The sequence below is a fragment of the Olsenella kribbiana genome, from assembly GCF_036408795.1.
GTDB lineage: Bacteria > Actinomycetota > Coriobacteriia > Coriobacteriales > Atopobiaceae > Olsenella_L > Olsenella_L kribbiana.
The window spans coordinates 26,803-39,727 of sequence record NZ_JAZGJP010000013.1 but is presented as its reverse complement, the minus strand read 5'-3'; the positions used below and the strand labels follow the sequence as shown (position 1 = coordinate 39,727).

The following is a 12,925-nucleotide window of genomic DNA, read 5'->3' as shown; positions in this document are numbered from 1 at the left end:
AAGAAAGCAGCTTGAAGCAGAAGCGCTCGAAAAAGACCCTTGTCGCCGAGATAGTGCTCGGCTGCCTGCTTATAGCAGGCATCGGCATGATGCTCTATCCCACCATCTCCGATTGGTGGAATGGCATGCATCAGTCTGAGGCTATCGCCACCTACCAGAAGGCAGTGGCAGATGAGTCTGGAGAGCGCCTGCAGAAGATGTGGGACGACGCAGTCGCGTATAACGCTTCTCTGCCTCATGACCAGAGCCGCTTCACGATGGACGACGAAGAGAAGGCAGAGTATGACAGCCTCCTCGATGTCACCGGCACCGGCATCATGGGCTATGTCTCGATTCCGAAGATCAATGTCGAGCTTCCCATCTATCACGGCACCGATTCCGCCATCCTCCAGGTCGCTATCGGACACATTCCAGGCTCCTCCCTTCCGGTAGGAGGAGAGGGGACCCATTGCGTCATTTCAGGCCACCGCGGACTTCCGTCCGCGCGCCTGTTCACAGACATTGACCAGCTGGCCGAGGGAGACCTCTTCACCCTCAATGTCTGTGGACAGACGCTGACCTATCAGGTGGACCAGATCAGGATCGTCCTGCCCGATGAGCTGGACGATCTGGCAATCGACGACGGGCTCGACCTCTGCACGCTTGTGACCTGCACGCCCTACGGCGTGAACACGCACCGTCTTTTGGTGCGTGGCCACAGGGTGACAGATGCAAGCCTGGCTGCCGTCGAGGGCGATGCCACGAGAGTATCGCCGGTTCTGGCTGCCTGCGTCCTTACGGGCGTGCTTCTGGCAGCGGTGCTCATTGCATCTGCTGTCAGGCGCAGGAAGGCTGCATCAGATATGGCTGCTCCGGCAGTACGGAAGGGCATGAAGAGATGAAGCGTGCACATATGATGAGTTGGACAGGACGCAGCACGATCAAAGGCTTCTGTGGCCTCGTGCTTGCAGCGGCCATGGCTCTTGCTGTGGCGCTCGTGCCGGCCTCTGCCTTTGCTGCCCAGAGTCCGAGCATAGAGATTCAAGGCTGCAAGGCCGAAGGACAGGAGTTTCATGCCTATCTTCTTGCCAGCATGGATGAAGAGGGCACGCTCGCAAATGAGCCTGCAACCGATGAGGCCTTGAAGAGTCTGGGCTATAGCTCTGACAGCAAGGCCATGAGCCCTGAGACCTTCGACTCTGCAACGCCTGCAGCAGACCTCCGCACGGCAGCAGAGACGCTCTCTGGCTATGTGGCTTCTGCTCCTGCCGAGTTCAAGAGCTACGACGCTGCTGTCAAGGGCGGAGTCGCCCGCTTCTCTGGCCTCGATGAAGGCCTCTATCTCATCGTCGCAGACCAGAACACGGTATCCGGCATCACCTATACCGCAAGCCCCATGCTTGTCACGGTACCTGAGACCGTGCAGGTAGCTGACGGCACCCATGCAGTGGGTTCCAGAAACTACGACGTCACGGTTGCAGCCAAGATGGCAGAGCAGGAACAGCCCACCAAGGAGTGGCGCGTCACGAAGCTCTGGAAAGATGACGGGCAGAAGCGTCCCTCTTCTGTCACTGTTGCCATCCTCGATGGCACCTCTGTCTACAGAGAGGTCACGCTCGATGCTTCCAACGATTGGACCTTTGCCTGGGAAGGCGAAGGCGACTGGTCGGTGCGCGAGCTCGATGTGCCGGAAGGCTATGCGAGCTCTGTCAGCAAGGTAGCAGCAGACGATGCAGAGACCTCTGTGGCCTTCGAGCTGACGAACACAGAGAAGGAAGAGCACAAGACTCCCAAGGGCGAGCTGGCTGACATGGGCGATACGAACAGACCAGCTCTCGTGCTTGCCCTTCTTGCAGGAGGAGCCATCCTCTTCGTGGCAGGTGTGGCGCTCCAGCACCGCAACGGCCAGAAATCCTGATTGATACGGGTGTTTCAGCAGCAAGAGATTCCTTCGGCCGCAAGGCCGCATCCAGATAGCAGATATGCAGAGCAGGAGAGATCATGAGCAGGATATTCGAAAGAGCGCAGAAGATGCTGGCGGACAACCATCAGCAGCACAGGGTGCGTCTCTTCGCAGGCGCTCTGGCTCTGGTCCTGGTTGCTGCCGTGAGTGCCCTTCTCGTAGGCAGGGCGAGCGCCCTTGCCGGCGGCACCACGATGCAGGAGGCCTTGACGAAAGATACTGCGCTCTTCTGGGCTCCCCAGGATGGTGACGAGTCTTCCTGGCAGAAGGTGGATGCAGAGGATCCGCTCGACGCTACCTCGAAGCTCCGCCTGCGTCTTGCCTTCAAGCTCGATGCCGGCGCTCTCAAGTCTGGGGCAACGCTTCAGTACAAGCTGCCGAAGAGCATCACGCTTGATACGGCCACAGCAATCAAGGGCGATGTCCTTTCCGGCGAGACCGTGACAGAACCTGCAAGCAAGAATGCCGTCCGCATCGGCACCTATTCAATCGAGAATGATGTTGTGACCTTCACGTTCGACGACGACGTGGTGAAGAAGAACGAGGGGACTGACTCCAAGGCGGGGGAGCGGGTATCTGGCTATGCCGATATCGATCTTTCGTTCAGCAATCTTTCCTGCGATGAGGATGGCCTTGCCAAGATCGAGCTTTCCGATCTTGTGAAGCTCGAGGTTGCGAAGAAGGCCGAGGCAGCCACAGTCGAGAGCGCTTCTGCCAATATCGCTGCAGCAGCAAAGGCAGCGGCTGTCGATACAGCTGATGAAGAGACATCCAGCGAGGATGTTGCTGCGGCTGACACTTCTGCTGATACCACCGAGAGCACGGAGAGCGCTGCCAAGGCGGCGTCTGTGCTTCTCGCGGCGAACAATGCGAACAGCACCATCGATCTCACGAGCTATATCACGAGCGCGAAGGTAGAGAAGCTCGTCAATGGCAACTATAAAGAAGATACGGAGTTCAATGACGGCGATGCTGTAAGGGTCAATATCAACTACAAGCTTCCAAAGGATACTCTCAAGTCCGATTCCAAGGTAGTCACCTATACGCTGCCTGATGGCATCAAGCCTGTCGAGAATGCCAGCGGCGAAATCACGAGCGGCGGCAAGACTGTCGGCACCTATACGATCGATACTTCGGGCAATGTAACGCTCACGTTCAATGACGATTTCGCAGCAGACGGCGGCGCTGTCGAAGGAACCCTCATGTTCAAGGGCAAGGTCTCGAACAACAGCACGTCGAGCGACAAGAGCATCAACTTCGGCGGCAGCTCTTCCAGCATCACTATCAAGAAGCACGAGGAGACTCCTGCGACAGATGAGCATGATATCGCTGTCGCCAAGGCCGCCACGCTGAGCTCGGACAGGAATACCGTGAGCTACGAAGTGACCGCCTCGACCACCAAGGGTACAGATGGAGCTGTCACCATTACCGACAAGCTGGACAAGTACAACACGAAGAATGCAAACCCGGCATACAACCAATCGTCCTTCGTGGTGAAGAAGATTGATGCCAAGGGCAATTCGACGACGCTGAGCCCGTCTGACTACAAGCTGACGCTTGACAATACGAGCACCGACAGCAACGGTGGCCCGAACTTCAAGATCGAGAATCTTCCTGCACTCTCTGCAGGGGAGAAGTACGTGGTCGACTACACGGCCAACGTGAACGCTACGCGCACGGACGATGAGGTCAAAGTCGCAAACAACGCGAGTGCTGGCTACAACGGCAATATTCAGTGGTCTTCGAAGACGGTCGGCTGGGACAAGGATATCCAGAAGACCGGCTACTATGACGCTACGACGAACCATATCATCTGGACCATCACGGTGAATCCGAACGGGGAAGACATCTCCAATTGGAAGGTCGTCGACAACCTGACGGGAGGCCGCAAGCTGACGCAGGGCTACTGCGTGCAGAGCGCCGATGGCTCGTTCAGGCAGTATTTCGGCAATGAGGGCGACACCTCGGTCAACTTCAGCTTCTCGAGCATCGCTTCGCAGCTGAGCGATACCCAGAAGAAGGAGAAGTTTTATATCTACGTCTACACCGATGCGCCTGACGGAGACAGTTCGGTAACGAACAGTGCTACCTCTACGAACGATTCAGGCAAGAGCACCTCAGGCACTGGTACCGTGGATGTGACACATCGTACGCTGGATGTCTCGAAGAGCCATACGACCGAGCAGTTCGACAATGACACCAAGGCCACAGAGCACTGGAGCTCTTCGGTCACGCTGCCAGAAGGCAACATTACGTCCTTCACCTATACCGACACCATCGAAGATGCGAAGGACGAGAATGGCAACGATATGGGTAAGGATAGCCACTATGCTATCGCTGCCGAGCTCGAGAAGGAGCTTGCAAGCACTGTCGTCAACGGCGCGAAGACCGATTCCGGCCATCTCTACATCAAGGTCGATGGCTACAACAGGTACTACTACACCGGTGCTGGCCAGACGGGCTCCTTCTATGACAGCTACTACGACTCCCAAGATGGTGTGACGCAGGACGTAGACATCAAGGTCACGTACTACGATGCCAATGGCAAAGAGGTCTCTGCCAGGGATACCACGACCCATGTGAAGAGCTTCAAGGTCACCGTCACGATAAAGAACAACGTGCAGATTCAGGCCCAGACCATGGAGCTTGAAAGCTACAAGACCCACGTAGACCATTCGAGTGCGAAAGAGGGCTCTACTTGGAAGATTTCGAATACGGCGGCCGTGGGCGACAAGAATAAAACCGCAGACTTCAATTTCAACAATCCGAAGAAGCTCGACAAGCAAGTGAAGACGGGCAACACGTATGGTACTGATGTCTATAAGAGCGGCGACGCCTCGATCAAGTACGACAAAATCAATGGCGTGCTGACCTACCGCCTGTTGCTGACCACAACTGCGGAAGATTCTGGCAAGACCATCACCATCACGGATACCCTGCCTGATGGTGCAACGCTCGTGGATGGCTCGGTCCACGCCAACTTCTTTGCTGGAGAGAACAACCAGCAGACGACCAACTATAACGGAACCGATTTCAATGGGGACCAGAAGCCGCAGGTCACGACCTCGACAGATGATGGCAAGACCGTCATGACCGTCATCATCCCGAACTACAAGTACTACGAAGACGGCAATCACCAATACAGCAAGATAGCGATCTACTACCAGCTTTCCGTGAAGGACGATCCTTCCTGGATGAAAGACAGGTCAAAGACCTATAGCAATACGGCGAAGTGGGATAGCCATTCCGCTACATCCAACACGACCATCAAGCGTGATGCGACCAAGATTGCAAAGTCCGGCGAGCAGCTGGACAAGGACGGCAACCCTGTGCAGATTGGCTCGGATGGCAAGCCTTTCGTCACACCTTACGGCAAGGTCCGCTTCTATGTTGAGGTAAATACAGGAGCAGAGGATCTCGACCCCAACTCGGACGAGCTGGAGCTTGCCGATACGCTGAATGCAGACAGTACCTTGGAGCCCAAGCTCGACCCCAACTCCATCAAGGTCTATGCGTACGACATCACGAAGGACCATCATTACGATCCGGAGAAGGAGATCAAGAACTACCGCGTGAAGTACGACCAGACAGCCCACAAGATCACGGTAGAGCTTCCTGATGAGACTGCCTGCGTGCTGGTATACGTCTACCAGCTCAACAACAGCTTTGCGGATGGCAAGACGGTCTCGAACAGTGCTTTGCTCTCTGGCAAGTTCAGCACCAACAGCAACGTGACGCTCAAGGAGGTCAGCTCCTCTGCTACGGCCGAGAAGGCGCACCTTGTCATTTACAAGACGGATGAAGACGACTTCCACAAGACACTTGCAGGCGCAACGTTCGAGCTTGACTATTGGGACAACGCAAGCAGCTCTTGGAAGACGAAGGATATCAATCATGAGGTGACAACCGACAAGAACGGTTCTATCACCTATGACCTGGAAGAGAACTCCGACAGCCTGAAGCCGAGCGTGCTCTACCGCCTGAGGGAGACAAAGGCGCCCGACGGTTATTCGTGCGATGCAGTGCGCTACTTCATCTGGAGGGCAAACGGCGTCAGCGCAGATACTGCCTACAGCGACTCCAAGGCTGCAAACGCTAAGGACGACTCCGGCAACGCAATCCAGCGCTCCGCTATCGAGCTCTTCGACCATACCGGCGGCGACATGTACATCACGGACAAGTACACCCGTGTGTCCATCCAGAAGAGCTGGGCAAATGATGACGGAACCTCTGCTGACGCTCCGTCTGGTGCAAGCGTGAAGCTGCAGCTGTATCGCTCGAAAAGGACGAACGATCCAAGCGATGCCGTGAAGGTCACCGTTACGGGCGAGGGCAACGGGTCGAACCCCTGGAATCAGCCCGTGGTAAAGCTCGACGGAACGTCAGACGGTGTTAGGTACATAAAGAAGGGTACCGACTTTGTCTTCAACATTTCCGGCTATAACGGTCAGCATTTTGACGTGTATATCAACGGTTCCTCCACTCCGACCTATTCGTATGACTACGCTAACACGGTTATTCCGGTGACCATCAGCAACGTCCAATCAGATACGACGATTGTTGTTAAGAACACGCAAAGCGAAAACGCACCGAATGGCGTGACATCAAAGTCCTGGCAGGATCCGAAGCAGATCTTGGATGACTCCTCCAAGACTCCTATAGGCGGTCCCGTCACAGTGGGCGCAACGGACAAGTGGGCCCATAACTGGGACAATCTTGCCCAAGACGATGGCAACGGCAACAACTATTACTACACCGTGCGGGAGCTTGGCTATACGGTGGACGGCACCTACTACGACGCTAGCACCAGCGGCAAGTACACGGTCTCCTACAGCAATAACGCCGGCATCCAGACAGGCTCCATTACGGTGACGAACTCGGCGCCGAAGTCGTATGCCCTTCCTGCAACAGGCGGTTCTGGCACCCAGGGCTTTGTCCTCATCGGGGCGCTCTTGGCATCCGTCTCTGCAGCACTGCTCTTTCTGAAGCACATGAAGAGAGCAAGATAGCCTCTCTTCTGCTGCTGCCCCTTCCTCTACGGCCCTGTCAGAGACGCCCCCAACGTCTCTGACAGGGCCGCTCAAACATTCCATGCTGCGCCCTCCGGGAGCACCCCCAATGCTTCCGGAGGGCGTTGGCGTATCTATTGGAAGTGCCAGAAATCAGGCATAAGCGCTGCTCTTTCTGAACGCTATGACGCCAGAATCTGGCATATTCGCTCAGAATCATTTGCAATCCCTGGAAACGCTAACACCCCAAACGGACGGTAAACGGGCCCTGAACGGCAAGGGCGTTTTCTCGAAATTAATATTGTTTTCTAAATTAAATAGAAAGATTCTGAACTGCCAAAATGCAATGATTTCGGTAGGATAAATGGCATATTAGCTGGTAATTCAGCTATATGAAGTAATCTGAAAGGGTTAATTATGGTAAGTGGTATTGAAAGTTTGATATCTCTACTGAAAACTTTTTCTGATTAAATCTATAGAAATGCTTCTGGCCTAGTGGTAGATTCAGTCTGAAAGGACGTTGCTGGGGCAACATTCATAAGGCTGAAAAGCTTGAGACGAACCATGGAGGCCCGGAGTTCATGAGCAGACTGTTTGCAGACAGGGCAGCAAAGAAGGCTGCGTCTGCGGAACATCCCGCACGAAAGGCATCTCCCCAAGGGGATGCTGCGGGCATGCCTGCCGGAACGGACCTCTCGAAGCTTACGAGGCTCCAGCTCCTGGAGCTTCTGAAGGATGCTGTGGCAGAGAACGAGCGCCTCAAGAAGGAGCTCGAAGAGACGAAGAAGCAGCTCGAGGACAAGCGCATCGCTATCGATGATTCCGAGTCCCTGGCTGAAGCATCGCTTCGTCTTGCAGGCGTCTTCGTCGCAGCGCAGCGTGCCATCGACCTCTATGGCTACAACATCGATCTCCAGAGGGCAGAAGCAGAAGGTACAGAGCAGGAAGCTGCGGAAGAAGGCGAAACTGCTGCCGAGCCGGCAGATGGAGCCGATATTTCCGATGCTGCATCCGAGGAGGCGTCCGATCGATGAAGACGTCTCAGGAAAAGAAGCAGGAACAGAAGGATGTCTTGCTTCCCAGCACCGAGCAGATCGAAGCCGAGCTTGCCCGCGAGCAGAAGAAGCATTCCAAGAGCAGAAGAGCAAGGAATGCCATGGTGGCGCTTGCTGCCGTCTTTGCAGGGGCTGTCCTTCTCTCCATGCTGGTACTTCCTCTCTACCGCATCTACGGCGACTCGATGACGCCTACCCTCGAAGAGGGCGATGTGGTCATGGCGTACAAGACGGGGGAGTTCAAGAGCGGAGACCTCGTCGTCTTCTCCTACAACAACAAGACGCTCGTGAAGCGTGTCATAGCAGTGCCAGGAGACTGGGTCGATATCGATGATTCGGGCAATGTCTCCGTGAATGGGCAGGTACTTGATGAGTCCTACCTCCATGGAGAGAAGAGCCTGGGGCAGACCGATATCCAGTTCCCGTATCAGGTGCCCGAAGGAAAGTGTTTCGTCCTCGGCGACCACAGGAGTGTCTCCGTCGATTCGCGCCTCTCTCAGATGGGTGCCATCCCAGGAGAGCAAATCGTGGGAAAGGTCGTATTCCGCATCTGGCCCCTTGCCTCTATAGGCGGCCTTGAATAGGGGCTTTCCATCTTACGCACGCAATGCCCGAAAGATAGGACATGAGACATGCAGATCATCCAGGAAAGGGAGTCCGGTCCCTGAGAGATGCCCGGAACACCTAGGCAACCAGGCTTTCGCCCCCACGAAAGCTTGAGATAGCAGAGCACGAAGACAAGCAAAACGTACGGAATCAGAAGAGAGAAGGATACATGAGCAAGACAAAGAACCTGCTCGAGCGTGCGGCGACTGCCATCCTGGCAGTCGCCATGGCGCTCGTGCTGCTGCCGGCAAGTGCATTTGCCGGCACGGCGGCAACTACCTACAAGCTGACGCTCACTGGCACTGCTACCGGTCACACCTATGAGGCATATCAGATCTTCACAGGTGACCTCTCGACGAATGCTGACGGCAACAAGGTCCTCTCCAACGTGGAGTGGGGTACCGGCGTCACCTATACCGGCACCGAGACTGCTGCTGAGGTTGCAGAGAAGCTTGCAGCTGGCACAATGACGCTTGCAGACCTCGAGGACAAGCTCACGCTCACGACGCCAGCCAAGACTGTCCAGTCCGCAAAGGACAACACCGAGATTGACGACCTTGCCGCTGGCTACTATCTCGTGAAGGACAAGGACAACACCCAGGACGAAAAGTCCGATGCCTATACGAAGTTCATCGTGCAGGTCGTAGGCCCCACCAGCGTTGCCATCAAGTCCGGCGTTCCGACCGTGACCAAGAAGGTCAAGGATACGAATGACTCTACCGGCGCCATCTCTGACTGGCAGGACTCCGCCGATGCTGATATCAACGATTCCGTGTCCTTCCAGATCACCGGTACGCTGCCCAGCAACTACGCGGACTACTCCAAGTACAGCTACGTCTTCACCGATACCATGTCCAAGGGCCTGAGCTATACGGCCAACAGCGCCGTCATCACGCTTTACGCAAATTCTACGGACGCAGCTGCAGGCACGAATGGCACGGTCATCACCGATAACTTCACCGAGAATATCGCTGATTACTCAGGCACCGATACTGACTATGCCGACGGCAAGGTCATCACCTGGACCGAGAAGGATGCAAACGGTCTCAAGGACATTGCAGCTGTCACCAAGGACTCTGTCATAGTCGTCACCTACACCGCCAAGCTGAACTCCGATGCCAAGATCGGTGCTGAAGGCAATCCCAACGAGGTTGATCTTACCTACTCCAACAACCCGAACAAGGGCGGAGAGGGCGAGACCGGCAAGACCCCGAAGGACAAGAACATCGTCTTCACCTACAAGGCAACCGTGAACAAGGTCGACGAGAACAACAATGCACTTGCTGGCGCAGCCTTCACTCTGCAGAAGTTCGATCACGCTCAGAACAAGTACGTCGACGTCAAGACTGTCTCTGCTGATGACGCCAAGGCTGTCGGTGACTCCGATGTTAAGAACTCCTTCGAGTTCTCTGGCCTCGACGACGGCGACTACCAGCTCGTCGAGAGCACGACGCCTGCCGGCTACAACACCATCGAGCCGATCAAGTTCCAGATCTCCGCGACGCACGAGACGGACTCTGCCGATCCGAAGCTAACGGCGCTCTCCGGCAACAAGCTGGATGGCACGACCTACAATGGCACGTTCCTGACCGCTGAGTTGACGAAGGAAACGAACCTGCCTACAGGCAGCCTTACCGGTACCGTCCAGAACAAGAAGGGCTCTGTCCTTCCGTCCACGGGCGGCATGGGCACCACGATGCTCTATGTCGGCGGCGCAGCACTCGCAGCTGTGGCAGCCTTCGGCATCTATCAGCTCCGCAAGAAGGAGAACGAGGCTTAAGCCTCAGTCTCTCTGACGAAACGTTCCGCGGCAGGCCGGAACCTTGGGTCTGCCGCACCCGACCCTGGAAGACTGTGACTTGAAGAGGAAGCGCAACAAGAAGGTTCTGATTGCCGAGATCATCCTCGGCTGCCTGCTTCTGGCAGGCCTTGGCATGATGCTCTATCCCACTGTTTCTGATTGGTGGAACAAGCAGCATCAGTCAGAGGCCATTGCCACCTATCAGCAGGCAGTCTCTGACAACTCGGCAGAGAAGAACCAGGAACTCTGGGATGAAGCAGTCGCCTACAACGCAACGCTTCAGCCGGGAACCTCCCGGTTTACGCTCACGGAAGATGAGCTTGCCCAGTATGAGAGCCTCCTCAATGTCACTGGTACCGGCATCATGGGCTATGTGAGGATCCCCAAGATCAATGTGGAGCTCCCCATTTACCATGGCACAGACGATGCCACGCTCCAGATAGGTGTGGGACATATTCCGGGCTCCTCGCTTCCGGTTGGAGGGCTCGGGACCCACACCGTGATCTCAGGGCACAGAGGTCTTCCCTCGGCGCGTCTCTTCACGGATATCGACCAGCTCGAAGAAGGAGATCTCTTCGAGATAGATGTCCTGGGAAAGACGCTGACCTATCAGGTGGACCAGATCAGGACCGTGCTTCCGGACGAGCTCCAGGACCTGGATATCGACCCCAACATGGACCTGGCTACGCTTGTAACCTGCACGCCCTACGGCGTGAATACCCACAGGCTCCTTGTCAGGGGACATAGGGTAGATACGCAGCAGCTTGCAGCGATTGACGGCAATGCCACAAAGATAGATCCGGTCATTGCTGCACTTGCAGCAACTGCAGCAGTGGCACTCATCTTCTGCCTCGTACGCGCTATCGTGCAGAAGAGGCAGCAGCATCAAATGGACGCTCTCTCCAGAAAGGATGGCACAGATGCCAAGAGCTAGGACAGGATGGAAGCTGCAGGCGATGGGCCTTGCCTTCCTCATGGCTCTCTCGCTCCTGCTCCTGCCGAATGTGGCCAAGGCCACCGAGGCAGCTTCTGGACAGAGAGTGGATACCTCCTACGCAGGAGAGATTGTCCTCAAGGCTTGTCCCGTCGACGGACAGACCTTCACGGTCTATCGTGTGGCGACTATGGGCACAGATGGCAGCATCACGGCCGTGGATGCACTCCGCCCTGCGGTCGAGGCTACCGGCATGGACCCTGCTACCCTTACTTCAGGAGATGTCTCTGCGGACATGATGCAGCAGATGGCAGAGAGCTGGAAAGGCTATGTGCTCTCTGATGCTTCCTCGTTCTGGAATGCTTCAAAGACTGCCAAAGGCGGCACTGCCACATTCTCTGGCCTTGTTCCTGGCTGCTATCTCATCGTGGCAGATACCTATACCTCGGGGAACATGACCTGGCTCGGCTCGTCCTGGCTTGTCACCATCCCTTCCGTCAACGCTGATGGCACCTACATCTACTCCCAGGATGTGGAAGCCACGAAGCTTGTGAGTGTCGAGACCCAGGAGTTCGAGAACGTGGTCCAGAAGCTCTGGAAGGACGCAGGGAACCACCCCTCATCTGTGGAGGTGGAGATCTACAACGGAAGCGAGCTCTACAAACAGGTGACGCTCGATGCCTCCAATGACTGGACCTTTGCCTGGGAAGGGGAGGGTTCCTGGTCTGTGAAGGAAGCAGAGGACAGCGCGTCTGGATACAAGGCGTCCATCTCCTCTTCCGTGAAGACCGAGGGCACGACTACAACCTCTGTCTGGCAGATCACGAACACCGGAACTACCACCACAAAGACCACGACAGAGAAGCTCAAGGACATGGGCGATACGAACGGCCAGAACCTGATGCTTGCCCTTATGGGCGCAGGTGCAGCGCTGCTCGTCCTGGGAATCGTCCTTTCACGCAGAAGGAGGGACGCCTGAGACCGTGAGTGCGAGAAAGCTTGGAGCAGGCAGATTCCTCGCTATTGCCGGCATCGCCCTTCTGGTGGCGGCCTTGGCAATAGGAATCAAGGGATGGATGGACGGACGGACGCGGCAGAGCGAAAGCTCTGAGGTCGCATCTTCTGTGCTCTCGAAGCTCGATGAGGTGGGAACTCCTGCCTCGGGCGGCGAGGCCACGATCGTGCCAGCCAATCTTCCGGTACTCGAGCTTGAGGATACGGATATCGCAGGCAGGCTCCAGATCTCTTCTATCGCACTCGACCTGCCGGTTGCCGCATCGAAGGATGCAGCAGGGCTTCTGCCGTACCTGAGCTCTGAGCGCTCTTCCTCTCTTGCAATCAAGGGAGAGTCCTATGAAGGGGAAGGTGCCTTCGGAAAGATCGACTCTCTTGCAGCAGGTGCGGTGGTCACCTTCACGGAGATGGACGGGAAGTGTGCACGCTTCCGTGTCATGGGCTCGGGCACGACATCAGAGGAGTTCAACGACTCCTACGACCTGATTATGTATTGGACTGACGCATTCGGCACGAAGCACTGGGCGGGCTGCTCTCTGGCCTCCTGACGGCTCTTTGAGCCTA

The 12,925-nt window shown here is 56.0% G+C and carries 9 protein-coding genes; all 9 read left to right on the top strand.

The features are described 5' to 3' along the window. Positions 1-11: 11 nt before the first annotated feature. The 9 genes from VXJ24_RS08860 to VXJ24_RS08820 all read left to right on the top strand — a co-directional run bounded on the left by VXJ24_RS08860 (position 12) and on the right by VXJ24_RS08820 (position 12,909). Positions 12-881, top strand: a complete 870-nt coding sequence (locus tag VXJ24_RS08860; protein ID WP_330972573.1) for a class C sortase — start codon at positions 12-14, stop codon at positions 879-881. Beyond that, positions 878-1,897, top strand: a complete 1,020-nt coding sequence (locus tag VXJ24_RS08855; RefSeq protein WP_330972572.1) for a Cna B-type domain-containing protein — start codon at positions 878-880, stop codon at positions 1,895-1,897. The genes VXJ24_RS08860 and VXJ24_RS08855 overlap by 4 nt, the downstream gene beginning before the upstream one ends. Before the next feature lie 83 nt (positions 1,898-1,980). Beyond that, entirely contained in the window at positions 1,981-6,951 is a 4,971-nt protein-coding gene (locus tag VXJ24_RS08850; RefSeq protein WP_330972571.1) for a SpaA isopeptide-forming pilin-related protein, read from the top strand. A gap of 674 nt (positions 6,952-7,625) precedes the next feature. After that, positions 7,626-7,985 (top strand): hypothetical protein, encoded by a 360-nt coding sequence (locus VXJ24_RS08845; RefSeq protein WP_330972570.1) that lies wholly within the window; start codon positions 7,626-7,628, stop codon positions 7,983-7,985. After that, complete coding sequence (gene lepB, locus VXJ24_RS08840; RefSeq protein WP_330972569.1) at positions 7,982-8,590, top strand: signal peptidase I; 609 nt, start codon at positions 7,982-7,984, stop codon at positions 8,588-8,590. Before VXJ24_RS08845 ends, lepB begins: the two co-directional genes overlap by 4 nt. Before the next feature lie 191 nt (positions 8,591-8,781). Continuing rightward, positions 8,782-10,392, top strand: coding sequence for an isopeptide-forming domain-containing fimbrial protein (locus VXJ24_RS08835; RefSeq protein ID WP_330972568.1), 1,611 nt, complete (start codon positions 8,782-8,784; stop codon positions 10,390-10,392). 79 nt (positions 10,393-10,471) lie between these two features. Next, positions 10,472-11,347 (top strand): class C sortase, encoded by an 876-nt coding sequence (locus tag VXJ24_RS08830; protein WP_330972567.1) that lies wholly within the window; start codon positions 10,472-10,474, stop codon positions 11,345-11,347. Next, positions 11,334-12,326: a Cna B-type domain-containing protein gene (locus VXJ24_RS08825; RefSeq protein ID WP_330972566.1), complete on the top strand. Its 993-nt coding sequence runs from the start codon at positions 11,334-11,336 to the stop codon at positions 12,324-12,326. Before VXJ24_RS08830 ends, VXJ24_RS08825 begins: the two co-directional genes overlap by 14 nt. A gap of 4 nt (positions 12,327-12,330) precedes the next feature. Beyond that, positions 12,331-12,909, top strand: coding sequence for a sortase family protein (locus tag VXJ24_RS08820; RefSeq protein WP_330972565.1), 579 nt, complete (start codon positions 12,331-12,333; stop codon positions 12,907-12,909). Positions 12,910-12,925 lie beyond the last annotated feature (16 nt).